The organism is Komagataeibacter sp. FXV3 (genome assembly GCF_015155755.1).
Taxonomy (GTDB): Bacteria; Pseudomonadota; Alphaproteobacteria; order Acetobacterales; family Acetobacteraceae; genus Komagataeibacter.
Map to the genome: position 1 here is coordinate 1 of NZ_VWPI01000059.1, position 15,658 is coordinate 15,658.

Genomic DNA, 15,658 nt, shown 5'->3' on the forward strand with positions numbered 1-15,658 from the left:
CCAGCCGGACACCAGACGCCGTGTCACCGCCCAGCAGCATGCCCAGCCGTATCCACACCGCCACCATGGGCGGGTGGTCAAGGTAGCCTGCGGCGGGTGCGAACGCCCACAGCCGGTAATACGCTTCATCAGGGGAAAGTGGCAGGACACCCGCCACAACCAGCCGCACAGCGGCCAGCAGCAAAAGCAGGTACAGCCACCAGCGCGGGCTGTACCGCATCATTACACAGGCACGCCGGGCCGGTTCAGGCTGGTGCGGATGGTCTGCAGCGTCTGCACGCGCACCACATGCGGGGCTTCGGTCAACTGCCGGGTCAGCAGGTTTTCATGCGTCGCGTCGCGCGCCACCAGCCGGACCAGGAAATCCCCCCCGCCCCGGATCATGTGGCATTCGCGTACTTCCGGCCAGCCGGATACCTGGTTTTCAAAAGCCGACAGGACCGCTTCCTTCTGGCTGTCCAGCCCGATCAGCGCGAACAGCGTGATCGACCATCCCAGCCGCGCGCCATCCGTATCGGCATGATAGCCACGGATCACGTGGTCTTCCTCCAGCCGGCGCATGCGGCGCAGGCAGGGCGGCGCGGAAATGCCCACGCGCCGCGCCAGTTCCACGTTCGTCATGCGTCCGTCCAGCTGAAGCTCGGCCACAATCCGACGGTCAATCGCATCCAGATCAGCCATCCGTTCCGCCATGCCTGTTCCATCTTTCGCAAAGGGGGCGGCTGTCGCGCCCATATGCCGTAATAATGACGCCCTTCCTACTCCAACCCTTGCACGGACGCCAGTGGACGACCATACCAAAGGAAATTATGACGATAGGGTTTTTCTGATCTCATGCCCCAGACGTGTTCTACCGACCTGCTTGTCATTGGTGCGGGTCCCGCCGGTTACACCGCCGCCATCTATGCCGCGCGCGCGAATCTCTCCCCCGTCCTGGTCGCGGGGCTGCAGCCCGGCGGGCAGCTGATGATCACCACGGATGTCGAGAATTATCCCGGCTTCGCCAAGGGCGTGCAGGGACCGGACCTGATGATGCAGATGGCCGAACAGGCCGGCAATGTCGGCACGCGGCTTATGGATGACATCATCGTTTCATGCGATTTCACCCGTGCGGACGGCACCGGGCGGTTCTACGCCACCGGCGATTCCGGTACCGTATATGAAGCGCGCAGCGTCATCATCGCCACCGGTGCGCAGGCCAAATGGCTGGGCGTGCCGGGGGAAAAGGAATTCCAGGGTTCCGGTGTGTCGGCCTGCGCCACGTGCGACGGCTTTTTCTATCGCGGCAAGCGCGTGGCCGTTGTGGGCGGCGGCAATACGGCGGTGGAAGAAGCACTGTACCTGACCCACCACGCCAGCCACGTGACCCTGATCCACCGCCGCGACAGCCTGCGCGCGGAAAAGATCCTGCAGGACCGGCTGCACGCCAACCCCAAGATCTCGGTCATATGGAACAGCGCGGTCGAACGCATTACCGGCAGCGGCACGCCCCCCGTGGTCACGGGGGCGGACCTGCGCAACACCGTGACCGGCGCGATTCAACATATCGATGTGGATGGGGTGTTCGTTGCCATCGGCCACGCCCCCAACACCACAATTTTCCGTGATGTGGTGGCGATCGATACAGACGGTTACATCATCACCACGCCGGGCAGCACCCGCACCTCCGTTCCCGGCGTTTTTGCCGCAGGTGACGTGCAGGACAAGATATTCCGCCAGGCGGTGACAGCGGCTGGCACCGGGTGCATGGCGGCACTGGAGGCCGAGCGTTTTCTTGCGGCAGCGCAGTAATGAAACATGAAGAGTCCTTGACCTGCCTCCGTATTTCCTTCACCACAACGCTTAGTGTCATAACACTTGGCGCGCCCTTTATTAGATAGCAAAGCGGAGTCAACGCGTGGACTGGGATAAACTCCGGATATTTCATGCTGTAGCCGAAGCAGGGTCCTTCACCCATGCCGGCGACGTGCTTAACCTGAGCCAGTCTGCGGTATCGCGGCAGATTTCAGCCCTGGAAGAGGCGCTGCAGGTCCCCCTTTTCCACCGGCATGCCCGGGGGCTGATCCTGACCGAACAGGGTGAGACACTGAACCAGACGGTCCGGGAAGTCTTCTCCAAGCTGGCCATGACGCAGTCCCTGCTGACGGAAAGCAAGGAAAAGGCGGCGGGACGGCTACGGGTCACCACGACAACCGGCTTTGGCACCTGCTGGCTTACGCCACGGCTGCACCGGTTCATGGAAACCAATCCTGACATTTCGATCACCCTGATCCTGGAAGATAACGATCTGGATCTGGGCATGCGCGAAGCGGATGTCGCGGTGCGCATGCACCCGCCCCGCCAGCCGGACCTGATCCAGCGGCACCTGGCGGATTTCCCGCTGCCGATCTATGCCTCGCAGTCGTACCTGAATGATTACGGCACGCCACGCACGCTGGAGGAACTGAACGCCCACAAGCTGGTGCTGTTCGGTGGCTATCATCCGCCCGTGCCGCACATCAACTGGCTGGCTGAAACCGGCGTCCCGTCGGATGAACGCCGTCAGGCACGGCTGGAGGTCAACAGCCTGGCCGCCATGGCGGGCGCAATCGCGGCCGGTATCGGAATCGGGTCGATCCCGCTTTATGCGGCATCGCAGTATCCCAATCTGGTCAAGATCCTGCCGGAAGTGCCGCTACCCACGGTCGATGCCTATTTCGTATATCCCGAGGAACTGCGCACATCCAAGCGCGTGGCGGTATTCCGTGACTTCCTGCTGGCGGAAATCAACGCCCGCCACTGATCCCGGCAGCCATGCCAGCCATATGATAAAGAAACACCGCGCCGGGTCCGACCCGGCGCGGTGTTTTTGTCTGAGACTGTGTGGAAAGCCAGCCCGGAAGACGCCGGGCAATCAGATAAGAAAGTTTTTTGGCGAGGCTTTTTTCAAAAAGTCCCAGGGAATGCCGCCTTTTTGAAAAAAGGCGGGCTCCAGACGCTTTTATCTTTTTTTCTCAATAAATGATTTTCAATCAATCATCGATAGCAGGCGAATCAGGAAAGGGATGGGTTGTCAGTCGGTTGTCTGATGCGACTGGTTGACGCGTTCGCGCAGTTCCTTCCCCGCCTTGAAAAACGGCACCACCTTTTCCTCCACCGACACGGTTTCACCCGTGCGGGGGTTGCGGCCGGTGCGGGCGTCACGTTTCTTGACCGTGAACGCCCCGAAACCGCGCAGTTCCACCCTGTCCCCCCGCATCAGTGCATTACTGACTTCCGTAAAGATGACCTGAACAATACGTTCCACTTCCCGTATGGGCAGATGTGGACGCGCAGCGGCGAGTTCGGCAATCAATTCCGATCTGGTCATCCTGTTCCCCTAATTTAAACAACAGATTAAAGTTTCCAGATCGCAACGGCCCCGTCAAGCGCGGTACTTTCCTTCAACAGAAATTCTGCACCCGGCACCCCCGACAGGACACCCGAAAACCACCGCCGCCAGTTGACCCGCGTGGCCGTGGGGCCGATATCGGTCACCTGCACATCATCGGGCAGATGTGTGTTGTCGATCAACCATTTACGTGCATCCGCCATGGACCCGACCTGATCCACCAGCCCCAGCGGGACCGCCTGCTGCCCGGTATAGGGGCGACCATCGGCCAGCTGTTTTACACGCTCGACCGGCATATGCCGGTCCTGCGCCACGACATTGACGAAAAAACCATACAGGTCGGTAATCACGCCCTGCAGCATTTCGCGCCCCTCGGGCGAAAGTGGCTGCACCATGGAAGGCTGCCCCTTCATCGGGCCGGACACCAGCTGGTCCACATGCACCCCCACCCGGTCCAGCAGGCCCGATACATCGGGCGATTCCAGAATGACCCCGATCGAGCCGGTCAGGGTGGAACGGTTGGCAAAAATGCGCGAAGCGGGCACCGACACCATATACCCCGCCGATGCCGCAACCCCACCCATGGACACCACCACCGGCTTGCGCCGGGCAAAGGCGGCCACGGCGTCATGCAGCACCTCGCCCCCCGTTACCGCGCCGCCGGGGCTGTTGACCTCCAGCACCAGGCCACGGACCGATGCATCATCGGCGGCTTTGCGCAGGGCTTCGACATTTTCGTGTTCGTCCGAAGGGATGATCCCCTCCAGCTTCAGATGAACCAGGTGCGGCGCATGGCCCACAAACCCGCCCCCGGCGCGCCATGTGGCCACGATGCAGGCAAGCACAAAAAAAGCCACAGCCCCGCCCCGCCAGACCAGAAGCCGGCGACGAAGGGATGTGGCATGCAACAGCATATCAGGGTCAGTATCCATGACGGAGCCATATCATGGATACCCCCCATACCGAAGGCAGGACTATGAAAGCCGTGTCAGCATTACGCCTTGCGTCGGCGGCGGGTGGGCTTGGTCGGCTCATCATGATCGGCGGCAGCAGCGGCAGCAGCGGCGGACGCTGCGGTAATCTTGCGGCCAAGACCGATTTCACGTGCGAGGCTGGACCGGCGTTCGGCATAATTGGGGGCGACCATGGGGTATTCGGCCGGCAGGCCCCAGCGTTCACGGTACTGCTCCGGCGTCATGCCATAGGCGCTGTGCAGATGGCGCTTGAGCATCTTGAGCTTCTTGCCGTCTTCCAGGCAGACGATGTAATCCGGAAAGACCGATCGCTTGATCGGCACGGCAGGCTGCGGCTTTTCAGGTTCGTTGACCGGGCGCCCCGCTACGGACAGCGCCTGATAGACATTGCGTATCAGGTCGGGAAGCACATCGGCCGCGACACTATTGTTTGAAACATGCGCCGACACAATCTGTGTCGTCAGTTCCAGACATGAAAAATCCTGCTCTGTATCAGACATAATATATTCCGTGCCTCTGTATTCAGCCATGTCGTCGCGATTTCCACACGAACCTTACATTTCAGGGACATATACTGCCCCTTCAATAAATACAATACTGCTGGTCGGCCACTGGAGCGTATTATCTATCAGAATTTTTTGTTTCTATTATATAGAATGCCCCGTCCTAAATAACGTATCCATGATGTGAACACCCGATTTGTGTAAACTCATCTCATATTGTATCATTATTTTTCATGCATCAACGTGGATACGGGCGAAACAGGCCGCAGTTCCGTCATGCGCCATCTGTGCGGGTGGGTTTTTCCTGCGCAATACACCGCTCAACTGCTCCATATCGAATTCCGGGTCGCAGGCCGCGCAGATCAGGCGGATGCGCGTTTCCTCCATATTATCCTTAATGCTGTAAATGACCTGTCGGGCCTCCTTGCGTGTTATAACGATTTCCGCCCGCCGGAGTTCCGCCAGCTGCTGACTTAACGTAGGCTGACCGATACCGGTTTCAGCTTCGATCTGGCCCACGCTCTTTTCACCTTCCAGCAGGCATGCCAGCACCATCAGCCGCTGCGGCTGGGCCAGCAGACGCAAGCGCTGCACAAGGTTTTCTGCAATTTCTCGTGTTCTGGGCAGATTGCTCATGTCACGGATCCCCTCGACCAGTTAGGCAAACCCCTACGTACCATAATCCCGCCCGGCGGAACACAGGACAGGACTTGATAAAATACATACATAATATATTAAACAGATAAACCATTTATGCACCCCTCTTTTACGGGAGCCCACATGACCGACCGCGCCGCATACGCATCCATGGCCACCCGGCCCGGCCTGCGCTGTCATGCCTGACGTGCTGCATGCCCTGCTGGGGCTGTGCAGCGGCGGGATCATCGGCTTCACGCTGGGGCTGGTTGGCGGCGGCGGGTCGATCCTTGCGGTGCCGCTGCTGCTTTATGTAGTGGGCATTGCCGACCCGCACCGGGCCATCGGCACCAGCGCGCTGGCCGTGACCATCAATGCGCTATGCAGCCTGGCCAGCCATGCGCGGGCGGGCAATGTCATATGGAAATGCGCCGCACTGTTCGCCAGTGCCGGCATATCCGGCGCGCTGGCGGGGGCGGCGTGCGGCAAGGTCGTCAACGGACAGCACCTTCTGTTCCTGTTCGCCCTTGTCATGGTCGCGGTTGGCGCGCTGATGGCGCGCGGGTGCCACCAGACCGCGGCACAGGCACAGCCCGCCGCCATGCGCACGGCCCCGCTGCCCATCGTGGCGTACGGGGTCGCGACGGGGTTCTGTTCCGGGTTCTTTGGCATTGGCGGCGGGTTCCTGATCGTGCCGGCCCTGCTGGCGGCGACCGGCATGCCCATGCTCAACGCCATTGCCACGTCACTGGTGGCGGTCTGCGCCTTCGGGCTGACAACATCCATCAGTTACGCGGCGGCGGGCATGGTTGACCTGCCCATGGTGGGCATACTGGTCGCGGGGGGCGTTGCGGGCAGCGCGGGCGGCACCGCGCTGGCGCGGCGCCTGGGCCAGCACCCGCAACGGCTGCGCCGGATTTTTGCCTACCTTATTTTCATTGTGGCATTCTACATGATGTGGCGCAGCGCGCAGGCAATGGGCCTTGTCTGACACGGTGCGCGACCACCGCGCCGTCATGACCCGAAAGCCGCCCCATGCCCCAGACCACCATAACCCTTGGCCACCCGATCGACTTTGCCCGCTGGCGCAGCGCGACGCGCGCCCTGGTGGGCCAGCACGTCCCGCCCGGGGACATTACGTGGCATGTCGCGCCATCCGGCCCGCCCGACACGCCCGAACCCGCATCCCCGCCCTTCCGCATCCCGCGTGAGACCATGCAACTGGCGGCGGATGTGCTGCAGTCCATGCTGCCTGACCGTTTCACCCTCGCCTACCACCTGATCTACGCGCATGCGACCGGGACCGAGATCCCGCCGCCAGAACTTGCGCGGATGGAAGACGTGGCACAGGCCGTGCGCGCGGAAACCGTGCACCTGCGCCACGACCTGTTCACCCTCATGCAGCGCGGTGACGGGCATGATGCGTGGAATGCCACGCTGGACGCCGCGACCCATGCCCCGGAATGCAATGCGCGGTTCATGACCTTCCAGCTGTCGCTTGCGCCATGGCGGTTGGCGCTGCCGGGGCGGCGGATGGAATGGACAGGCGAAAAACTGCTGTACGGGCAGGACGGCACCGCGCCTGCGCCCATTGCCTTTGGCAGCCTGCCGCCGCCCGCCATGCCGCTGGTAAACGGGCTGGACATTTCCCGCATCACCGCCCTGCCCGCCGTGGCGCTGGCGGCGCGGACCTGCCGCATCTGCCCCATGGCCCGCCACGCCACCCAGACCGTGTTTGGCGAGGGCCGCAGCGACGCGCGCATGATGTTTGTCGGTGAACAGCCGGGGGATAAGGAAGACCTTGCCGGCCGCCCCTTTGTCGGCCCGGCGGGCCAGCTGTTCGACCGCGCCCTGCTGGAGGCGGGAATCGCGCGTGACGACACGTATGTGACCAATACCGTCAAGCACTTCAAATTCCGCCCCCGTGGCACGCGCCGCATCCATGAAAAGGCGGGGCCGGAGGAAATCGCCAGCTGCGCCCCATGGCTTGCGGCGGAACGGCGCATCATCCGCCCGCATGTACTGGTCATGCTGGGGGCCACGGCGGCGTCCGCCCTGCTGGGCCGTCCCGTCACCATCGGGCGTGAACGTTCACGCGCGATTACGTTGGCGGACGGCACGACCGGGGTGGTGACGGTGCATCCCTCCTTCCTGCTGCGCGTGCCCGATGAAGCGGCGCGCGTGCGCGAATATGACCGTTTTGTCGCGGACCTGAAGCTTGCGGCCAGCCTGCGCGCGCCCACAGCCCCCTGATCCGCCCACACGGCCCGCCACGAAATCCGCCGCAGGCCCGGCCACGAGGAAAGCCGATGCCAGATATGCACTCGCGACACCGTTACGCCATGCCAAGATGCGTTATGGATAAGGCGCCCCATGTCGCCGGAAGCCGCATATCGTGCCTGCAGACCTGAATCTTCTGCCCTCTTTTGTTACCCGTCTTTTCAGCGGAAAGCATTTTCCCACCATACGTGCCCCCGGCTATGCACGGATGAGTGGCCTGAAATGGCTGTATGCCCCCACGCCAGAGGCCCTGGCCTTTGCCGTGCGCACCACGTTCGCGGCGCTGATGGCGCTGACCATCGCCATGTGGATGGAACTGGACGACCCGCCATGGGCGGCCATGACGGTATGGATCGTAGCCCAGGGATCGCGTGGGGAAAGCCTGTCCAAGGCCCGGTGGCGACTGGTGGGCACGGCCATCGGGGCGGTCAGCGCCGTCATACTGGTCTGTTCGTTTCCACAGGCGCCGTGGCTGTTCTTCCCCGCCATCAGCATATGGATCGGGCTGTGCTGCATGTGCGCGACGCTGGTGCGCAACTTCCGGTCCTATGCGCTGGTGCTGTCGGGCTATACCTGCGCCATCATCGCGCTGGCCGCGACACGCGACCCCGACAACATCTTCATGATCACCATGTCCCGCACGTCCTATATCGTGCTGGGCATCACGTGCGAAACGCTGGTGGCGGTGCTGTTCGCGCACAACCTTGCCTCAAGCGCGCGGCGCAACATGCGCCAGAAGATCCAGATGGCGCTGGGCAGTTCGACCGATGCGGTGGCCAACCTGCTGGCGGGGGACGAAGCCGCCTTCATCCGTTCGCGCGCGCTGTTCGGCACGATCCTGAGCATCAACGACCAGATCGAGTTCAGTGAAGTCGAGATGGGACCGCACGGGCATGAAGGCGACCATGCGCGCGCCGCCCTTGCCGCCGTGTCGGTCCTGCTGTCCCGTGGCCTGGGCATGATGGCGCGCATCAAGGCGCTGGGCACCACGAACGAACAGTTTACCGAAACATCGCTGCTGACGCGCACCTTCCTGCTGGGCGTGCCCGCGCGGCTGGAAAACGACGCCGAGATCCCGCATATCCAGCAGGACCTGCAGGACCTGCGTGGGGTGTGCCGCCAGCGTATCATCGACGCGCTGACCCATGAGATCAGCATGGCCCCCACCACGGAAACGGTGGAGGTGGACGACCTGCTGAACTGCCGCATCCTGCATAACGCGCTGGATGAACTGCTGGGGGAACTGGAACAGGCCATTACGGAATTCGACGCCAGCCAGCACGAAATCCGTGGTGACCACTTCCATTTCCGGATCGAGGCGCACCGCGATTTCAAGGAAGCCGCCTATAACGGCATCCGCGCCGCCGTGGCCATTGGCGCGTCCGCCCTGATATGGGAAGTGACGGCATGGGCCAACGGCATCGGCTTCATCACCATGGTGGCGGTGACGTGCGGGCTGTTCGCCACGCGTGAAAATCCGGTGGTCGGCACCATGAACTTCCTGCGCGGGGCGTGCTGGGCGGTGTTTGTCTCGGGCTTCCTTGTGCTTCTGTTCCTGCCGCGGCCTGCGGAATTCGAAATGCTGGCCGCCGTCCTCGCCCTGCCCATGATCGCGGGCGGGCTTGCCGCGCGCAACCCGGCCACGGCGGGGGCGGCCGCATCCTACTGCCTGTTCCTGCCCAACCTTGTGGGGCCGGGCAACCAGACGCGACTGAACGAAATCGCGTATTTCAATGCGTCCTTCGCGCTGCTGTGCAGTATCGGCTTCGCGGTGCTGATCTTCCGCGCCGTGCTGCCGTTCGATAATGATGAAGAACGCTGGCGCATGCGCAACCGCACGCTGCATGACCTGCGGCACCTGGCATCGGCCCAGCCGATGCCGCGCACGCAGTCATGGATCGGGCGCAATACGGACCGTTTCTCCCGCCTGATCCGCCATGCGGGGCCGACGCCCACCCCCACCATCGAGGCATACCTGCAGGGCACGCTGTCGGCCATGACCATCGGGCTGAACATCATCCGCCTGCGCACGGTCATGGAACGCGGGCAGCTGCCGCCCGCCGCCAACCGCGCCATCGAACTGTTCCTCAGCCGCATGTCGCAGTTCAGTGGCCGGTACGGGCGTTTTGGCCGTACCGCGCGGGTGGCGCGCGGGGCCACGCGCAGCCTGCGGCGGCTGGAGGCGACGGAAACCAACATCACATCGCGTATCGAGATCACGCGCGCCATTGCCTACCTGCTGGTCATTTCCTATGAACTGGGCGCAAACGCAGCCTTCCTTGATGCTTCCCAGCCCTATCGCATGACCGACGGATCATGACGCGCCCCTGACATGGGGGCGGGCAAGGGAAGGATGGAGCCAATCATGACCCCTGCCCCCGCTTCCACCGCCAGCACCTGCGCCGCCCTGCGCGGACATATCGTGACCTTTCGCGGCAACCCGTTCCTCATGCCGCCACAGGACGCACTGGTGGATGAACCCGACGGCCTGGTCATCATCACCGATGGCCGCATTGCCCATGCCGGGGCGTATGGCGAAACCATCAGGCACCTGCCGCCGGGCACGGACGTGACCGATTACCGCGGGTGCCTGATTTCGGCGGGGTTTGTGGACACCCATGTCCATTACCCGCAACTGCCCATGATCGCGGCCTATGGCGAACAGCTTCTGGAATGGCTGGAACGCTATACCTTTCCCACCGAACGGCGCTTTGCTGACGAGGCATACGCCACCACCATCGCCCGGCAGTTTCTGCACGGACTGGTGCGCAACGGGACAACCACGGCGGCGGTGTACTGTACGGTCCACCCGCAGTCGGTTGATGCGTTCTTTGGGGAATCCACCCGCCTTGGCACGCTGATGGTGGCGGGCAAGGTGCTGATGGACCGCAACGCGCCCGATTACCTGCGCGATACGGCACAGCGGGGATATGATGAATCGCGCCGCCTGATCGACCGCTGGCATGGCAAAAACCGCCAGCATTATGCCGTCACCCCGCGCTTCGCCCCCACCAGCACGCCCGGACAGCTTGAACTGGCGGGCGCGCTGCTGAAGGGTGACGACACCCTGTTCATGCAGACCCACCTTGCGGAAAACCGGGCCGAGGTCGCATGGGTAACCGAACTGTTCCCCGACAGCCGCTCCTATCTGGATGTGTATGACCGCGCGGGGCTTGTCCGCCCGCGCAGCGTGATGGGACATGGCATTTACGTGGATGAACACGATCTGTGCCGCTGCCATGAAAGTGGCTGCGCGCTGGCGCACTGCCCTACGTCCAACCTGTTCCTGGGCAGCGGGGCGTTCCGGCTGTTTGACGTGATAGATGCAAAACGTCCGGTGCGCACGGGGCTGGGCACCGACGTGGGCGCGGGCACCAGCCTGTCGCACCTGCAATCCATGAACGAGGCCTACAAGATCGCGCAGATGACCGGGAAGCGGCTGCACCCGGTGCAGGCCTTCTGGCTGGCGACACGCGGCGGGGCGGAGGCGCTGCATCTGGACGACCGCATCGGCACCGTAGCACCGGGCATGGATGCCGACCTATCCATCCTTGACCCGCGCGCAACACCGCTGCAGGCACTGCGCGCGCAGATGTGCGACAGCACGGCCGATATCCTGTTCACGCTGATGATGCTGGGCGATGACCGCAGCATCCGCGCGACATATGTGGCGGGCAGGATGGTGCATGAGCGTGGGAAGGAAGAAACCGCCGCCTGAACGGCGCAGACCCCGGGTATCACGAAAGGATGCCCTTGACCTGTGCCGGGGCGCGCCGGAACCTGTACCCATGCCAGCGTGCCGTTGCGGGTCACGCCCCCCCTGCCTGCCCTGCGGCATGGCGCATATGCGCACGAAAAAACCCCACCGGTTCAGGCAGGGACGCATTGTGGAACAGGTTTTCAAAGGGATTGAAGACCACACGCGATGCAGTGGCGGAGAGGGTGGGATTCGAACCCACGGTACGCTTGCACGCACAACGGTTTTCGAGACCGCCCCGTTCGACCGCTCCGGCACCTCTCCAACTGCACGCGGTGATGCAGCGGCTTATAGGGGCGTGCGCAGGGCGGCGCAAGGGGTCTTTTTTCACCCTTTGCACATGTCCATAAAAAATATTGACCTGTGGCGGCACACCCAGTAAAAGCCCGCATTCACCCCGCGCGAACGGGGACCGCCGCGTGATCGCGGCCAATATAAAAAAGCGACTGGGCCGTGCCGCCTGCATTGAAACAATGCCGCGCACGCCAAGAGATCGGAAAGATAGATAAAGACATGTTTGCAGTTATCCGTACCGGCGGTAAGCAGTACCGCGTTGCCAAGGACGCCGTCCTGAAGATCGAAAAGCTGGAAGCCGAAGCCGGCTCCACCATCACGTTCGACCAGGTCCTGGCCGTTGGCGGCGAAGGTGGCACGACCATCGGCGCGCCGACCGTCAAGGGTGCGACCGTCACGGGCACCGTGATCGCACAGGACCGTCTGGCCAAGATCATCATCTTCAAGAAGCGCCGCCGGCAGAACAGCCGCCGCAAGAACGGCCACCGCCAGCCGGTGACCGTGGTGCGCATCTCCGCGATCAACGCCGCCTGATCCCTCGCCCGGTTCAGGCCGGGCAGGTCAGATCAGAAAGATTTCAGTTTTAAGGAGTTCAGGCAATGGCACAAAAAAAGGCAGGCGGTTCATCCCGTAACGGGCGCGATAGCGCCGGACGTCGCCTTGGCGTCAAGAAGTTTGGTGGCGAAAGCGTCATCGCAGGCAACATCATCGTCCGCCAGCGCGGCACGAAGATGAAGGCAGGCGTGAACGTTGGCGTCGGCCGCGACCACACCCTGTTTTCGCTGGTGGACGGACATGTGAAGTTCGAACGCCGCGCGGAAGGTCGCGTGCATGTTTCCGTGCAGACCCTGCCGCTGGCAGCGGAATAAGGTCTACGCCTTAATCACTGCGGGAATACCCGAATTGAAGGGGGCGGTCATTCTGGCCGCCCCTTTTTTCGTATGATGCCGGACCACGTTTTCTGGTATCATGCACGCACATAAGGCACGTGCGCAGGACTGCACGCGCCCACCGGATCGCAGGCAATGAAGTTTCTTGACCAGGCCAAAATCTATGTAAAATCCGGCGACGGCGGGGACGGTGTCGTCGCCTTCCGCCGGGAAAAATATATCGAATTTGGCGGTCCGGACGGGGGCAATGGCGGCCGGGGCGGCGATATCATATTCGAGGCGGTCGATAACCTGAACACCCTGATCGACTTCCGCTACACCCAGCATTTCCGCGCGCGCAAGGGCGGCAATGGCGCGGGGTCCGACCGCACGGGGGCTGCGGCCGAAACGGTGGTCATCAAGGTGCCGATCGGCACCCAGATATTCGATGAAGACCGCGAAACCATGCTGGGTGACCTTGATGTCGCGGGCAAGCGCCTGCTGCTGTGCCGTGGCGGCGATGGTGGCCGGGGCAACGCGCATTTCAAGACCAGCACCAACCGTGCCCCCCGCCGCGCGGACAAGGGATGGCCGGGCGAGGAACGCTGGGTCTGGCTGCGCCTGAAGCTGATTGCCGATGTCGGGCTGGTCGGCCTGCCCAATGCGGGCAAGTCCACCTTCCTGTCCACCGTATCGGCGGCGAAGCCCAAGATCGCGGATTATCCCTTCACCACGCTGCACCCGCAGCTTGGGGTGGTGCGGCTGTCGGTTACGGAAGAATTCGTGATTGCCGACATTCCCGGCCTGATCGAGGGCGCGCATGAAGGCAGCGGGCTGGGCGACCGGTTCCTTGGCCATGTCGAACGCTGCGCGGTGCTGCTGCACCTGATTGATGGGACAGCGGAAGACGTGGTCGAATCATGGCGCACCATCCGCCATGAACTGTCGGAATATGGTGGTGGCCTGGCGGACAAGCCCGAAATCATCGTGCTGAACAAGATCGACGCCCTGTTGCCTGAGGAAATCGAGGAACGCAGAACGGCGCTGGAACAGGCCTGCGGGCATGATGTGATGTGCATGTCCTCGGTCGCGCATATGAATGTGGATACCGTGCTGCGCCGGTTGCAGGATTTTGTCACCCGCGACCGCGCGGAAAAGGCCGGACAGGAAAAGGGGGAGATCCCCGCGACATGACGGATACCCCCCTGCCCCAGCTGCGTACGGCGCAGCGCGTTGTGATCAAGATCGGCAGCGCCCTGATTGTTGACCCCGAACAGGCCGCGCCCCGCCAGGCATGGCTGGACAGCGTGGCGCAGGACATTGCCGCCCTGCGCGCGCAGGGCACGGAAGTGGTCGTGGTGTCGTCCGGCGCGATTGCCCTGGCGCGCCACCAGCTTGGGCTGACGCGGCGCGTGCTGCGGCTGGAGGAAAAGCAGGCCGCGGCCTCCGTCGGGCAGATCCGGCTGGCGCAGGCATGGACCGATGCCCTGTCGCGCTTCGATATCACGGCGGCGCAGCTGCTGCTGACGCCTGATGATACCGAAAACCGCCACCGCTACCTCAATGCCCGTGCCTCGCTCAATACATTGCTGGGACTGGGCTGCGTGCCCATCATCAACGAAAACGACGCCATCGCCACGACCGAAATCCGCTTTGGCGACAATGACCGGCTGGCCGCGCGCGTGGCCGAAATGATCAATGCGGACCAGCTTGTCCTGCTGTCGGACATTGACGGGCTGTACACCGCCGACCCGCGCACCAACCCCGATGCAAGGCACCTGCCGGTCGTGGCCGAACTGACCGACAGTATCGAGGCCATGGGCGGCGCGCCCCCGCCGGGTTATTCATCGGGCGGGATGCGGACCAAGCTCATGGCGGCGCGGATTGCAACCCAGTCAGGCTGCGCCATGGCCATTACGCAGGGCCAGCCGCTGCACCCGCTGGCCCGGCTGCGTGATGGCGGGCGCTGCACATGGTTCCTGCCCGCAACCGATGCCCGTTCGGCCCGCAAAAGCTGGATCGCGGGCAGCCTGACACCCGCAGGGCAGGCCGTGATCGATGATGGCGCGATCCGTGCGCTGACGATGGGGTCATCCCTGCTGCCGGCGGGCGTGACCACCGTTACGGGTGATTTCGACCGGGGCGACCTGATCGCGGTCATGGACCGGCACGGCAACCGGATCGCCTGTGGCCTTGCCGCCTATGCGGCGGATGATGCGCGGCGGATTGCGGGGCACCAGTCTGATGAAATCGAGGACCTGCTGGGCTGGCAGGGCGCGGATGAACTGATCCATCGCGATGACCTGGTGCTGCTGATGCGGACAGAACCTGCAGCTTCCTGATAATTCACTGAAAAGAAAAAGTTTCTGGTGAAGCTTTGTTCAAAAAGCTTCAAAGAACTGGTTTCAGACGGCATCTTAAACCGCCCGTGTTCCCTGAAGCTTTTTGAAAAAGCTTCACCAGAAAATTCTTTATGATCTGCCGTTTACGCCAGCATCCCTATTCCGGGCGTGGCGGCCAGCGCAGGGTGGGTTCCGCGCGGCTTCCGCGCTCGGGCGGCCAGACCGATGCCCGCACCGGGCGCGCGCCACGGCTTGCAGCGTCATCACGCGGGGCCATACGGCTCCATTCGGACAGGGGCGGCATATCATGGTCCGCGCGCCGGTCATCCGCATCGTCACGTTCGGGCGCGCGGGACACGTAAGGCCGCTGTGCCTTGCGGGCGGAAGACAGCACATCCCATTCCTCCGCCACGTCATGCCGCGGCGACGCACGCACGGGCTCGGGTGCCCGGATCGGCTCCACGGGCCGGATCGGTTCGGACCGGGGCTGCGGGCGTACCGGGGCAACAGGGCGGATGGGCTGCGTGGGTGCCGCACGCGCGGGGCGGCGTTCATAGGCGGGAATGTCGGTTGCGCCCCCCGCCCCATCATAATCCGTCACGGCAGGCTGCGGGGGACCGGGCTCCCATACGG

General features: G+C 63.2%; 16 protein-coding genes, 1 tRNA gene and 2 pseudogenes. 10 read left to right on the plus strand and 9 right to left on the minus strand.

The window, feature by feature from the left end:
- Both F1542_RS06005 and F1542_RS06010 read right to left on the minus strand, forming a co-directional pair.
- Positions 1 to 223: pseudogene (locus F1542_RS06005) on the minus strand (4-amino-4-deoxy-L-arabinose transferase); the annotation flags it as partial.
- Positions 223 to 693, minus strand: a complete 471-nt coding sequence (locus F1542_RS06010; RefSeq protein WP_010509316.1) for an Lrp/AsnC family transcriptional regulator — start codon at positions 691 to 693, stop codon at positions 223 to 225. The gene F1542_RS06010 and the pseudogene F1542_RS06005, both read right to left, overlap by 1 nt.
- A 141-nt stretch (positions 694 to 834) precedes the next feature.
- On the opposite strand from F1542_RS06010, the gene trxB reads away from it, so the two are divergent.
- Positions 835 to 1,791 carry a thioredoxin-disulfide reductase gene (gene trxB, locus F1542_RS06015; RefSeq protein ID WP_193732250.1) on the plus strand — a complete coding sequence of 319 codons (957 nt, stop codon included), beginning with the start codon at positions 835 to 837 and terminating at the stop codon, positions 1,789 to 1,791.
- Positions 1,792 to 1,897: 106 nt separating this feature from the next.
- Positions 1,898 to 2,782 (plus strand): LysR family transcriptional regulator, encoded by an 885-nt coding sequence (locus F1542_RS06020; RefSeq protein WP_025438836.1) that lies wholly within the window; start codon positions 1,898 to 1,900, stop codon positions 2,780 to 2,782.
- Positions 2,783 to 3,052: 270 nt separating this feature from the next.
- On the opposite strand, the gene F1542_RS06025 is transcribed toward F1542_RS06020, so the two are convergent.
- The 4 genes from F1542_RS06025 to F1542_RS06040 all read right to left on the minus strand — a co-directional run bounded on the left by F1542_RS06025 (position 3,053) and on the right by F1542_RS06040 (position 5,483).
- Complete coding sequence (locus F1542_RS06025) at positions 3,053 to 3,349, minus strand: integration host factor subunit beta (protein ID WP_193732251.1); 297 nt, start codon at positions 3,347 to 3,349, stop codon at positions 3,053 to 3,055.
- 26 nt (positions 3,350 to 3,375) lie between these two features.
- Complete coding sequence (sppA, locus tag F1542_RS06030) at positions 3,376 to 4,302, minus strand: signal peptide peptidase SppA (RefSeq protein WP_193732252.1); 927 nt, start codon at positions 4,300 to 4,302, stop codon at positions 3,376 to 3,378.
- Between the two features lie 62 nt (positions 4,303 to 4,364).
- Complete coding sequence (locus F1542_RS06035; protein ID WP_193732253.1) at positions 4,365 to 4,844, minus strand: MucR family transcriptional regulator; 480 nt, start codon at positions 4,842 to 4,844, stop codon at positions 4,365 to 4,367.
- A gap of 234 nt (positions 4,845 to 5,078) precedes the next feature.
- Positions 5,079 to 5,483, minus strand: coding sequence for a helix-turn-helix transcriptional regulator (locus tag F1542_RS06040; RefSeq protein WP_193732254.1), 405 nt, complete (start codon positions 5,481 to 5,483; stop codon positions 5,079 to 5,081).
- Between the two features lie 199 nt (positions 5,484 to 5,682).
- On the opposite strand from F1542_RS06040, the gene F1542_RS06045 reads away from it, so the two are divergent.
- The 4 genes from F1542_RS06045 to guaD all read left to right on the plus strand — a co-directional run bounded on the left by F1542_RS06045 (position 5,683) and on the right by guaD (position 11,481).
- Entirely contained in the window at positions 5,683 to 6,474 is a 792-nt protein-coding gene (locus F1542_RS06045; RefSeq protein WP_193732255.1) for a sulfite exporter TauE/SafE family protein, read from the plus strand.
- Between the two features lie 44 nt (positions 6,475 to 6,518).
- A complete protein-coding gene (locus F1542_RS06050; RefSeq protein ID WP_193732256.1) occupies positions 6,519 to 7,736 on the plus strand; it encodes a UdgX family uracil-DNA binding protein in 1,218 nt (405 codons plus the stop codon).
- A gap of 142 nt (positions 7,737 to 7,878) precedes the next feature.
- Positions 7,879 to 10,083 carry an FUSC family protein gene (locus F1542_RS06055; protein ID WP_193732257.1) on the plus strand — a complete coding sequence of 735 codons (2,205 nt, stop codon included), beginning with the start codon at positions 7,879 to 7,881 and terminating at the stop codon, positions 10,081 to 10,083.
- Between the two features lie 45 nt (positions 10,084 to 10,128).
- Positions 10,129 to 11,481: a guanine deaminase gene (gene guaD / locus F1542_RS06060; protein WP_193732258.1), complete on the plus strand. Its 1,353-nt coding sequence runs from the start codon at positions 10,129 to 10,131 to the stop codon at positions 11,479 to 11,481.
- 91 nt (positions 11,482 to 11,572) lie between these two features.
- Here guaD and F1542_RS06065 read toward each other — a convergent pair whose 3' ends face one another.
- Entirely contained in the window at positions 11,573 to 11,722 is a 150-nt protein-coding gene (locus tag F1542_RS06065; RefSeq protein WP_193732259.1) for a hypothetical protein, read from the minus strand.
- Positions 11,695 to 11,784: transfer RNA gene (locus F1542_RS06070), tRNA-Ser, on the minus strand. The genes F1542_RS06065 and F1542_RS06070 overlap by 28 nt, the downstream gene beginning before the upstream one ends.
- A gap of 249 nt (positions 11,785 to 12,033) precedes the next feature.
- Between F1542_RS06070 and rplU the strand changes: the two genes are divergently transcribed.
- From rplU to proB, 4 genes are all read left to right on the plus strand, one after another.
- Positions 12,034 to 12,348: a 50S ribosomal protein L21 gene (rplU, locus tag F1542_RS06075; protein ID WP_010513032.1), complete on the plus strand. Its 315-nt coding sequence runs from the start codon at positions 12,034 to 12,036 to the stop codon at positions 12,346 to 12,348.
- A gap of 65 nt (positions 12,349 to 12,413) precedes the next feature.
- Entirely contained in the window at positions 12,414 to 12,683 is a 270-nt protein-coding gene (gene rpmA / locus F1542_RS06080; protein WP_193732260.1) for a 50S ribosomal protein L27, read from the plus strand.
- Positions 12,684 to 12,839: 156 nt separating this feature from the next.
- A complete protein-coding gene (obgE, locus tag F1542_RS06085) occupies positions 12,840 to 13,877 on the plus strand; it encodes a GTPase ObgE (RefSeq protein ID WP_193732261.1) in 1,038 nt (345 codons plus the stop codon).
- Positions 13,874 to 15,025, plus strand: a complete 1,152-nt coding sequence (gene proB / locus F1542_RS06090) for a glutamate 5-kinase (protein ID WP_193732262.1) — start codon at positions 13,874 to 13,876, stop codon at positions 15,023 to 15,025. Before obgE ends, proB begins: the two co-directional genes overlap by 4 nt.
- Positions 15,026 to 15,182: 157 nt before the next feature.
- On the opposite strand, the pseudogene F1542_RS06095 reads toward proB, so the two are convergent.
- Positions 15,183 to 15,658 (minus strand): annotated as a pseudogene (locus tag F1542_RS06095) (hypothetical protein); the annotation flags it as partial.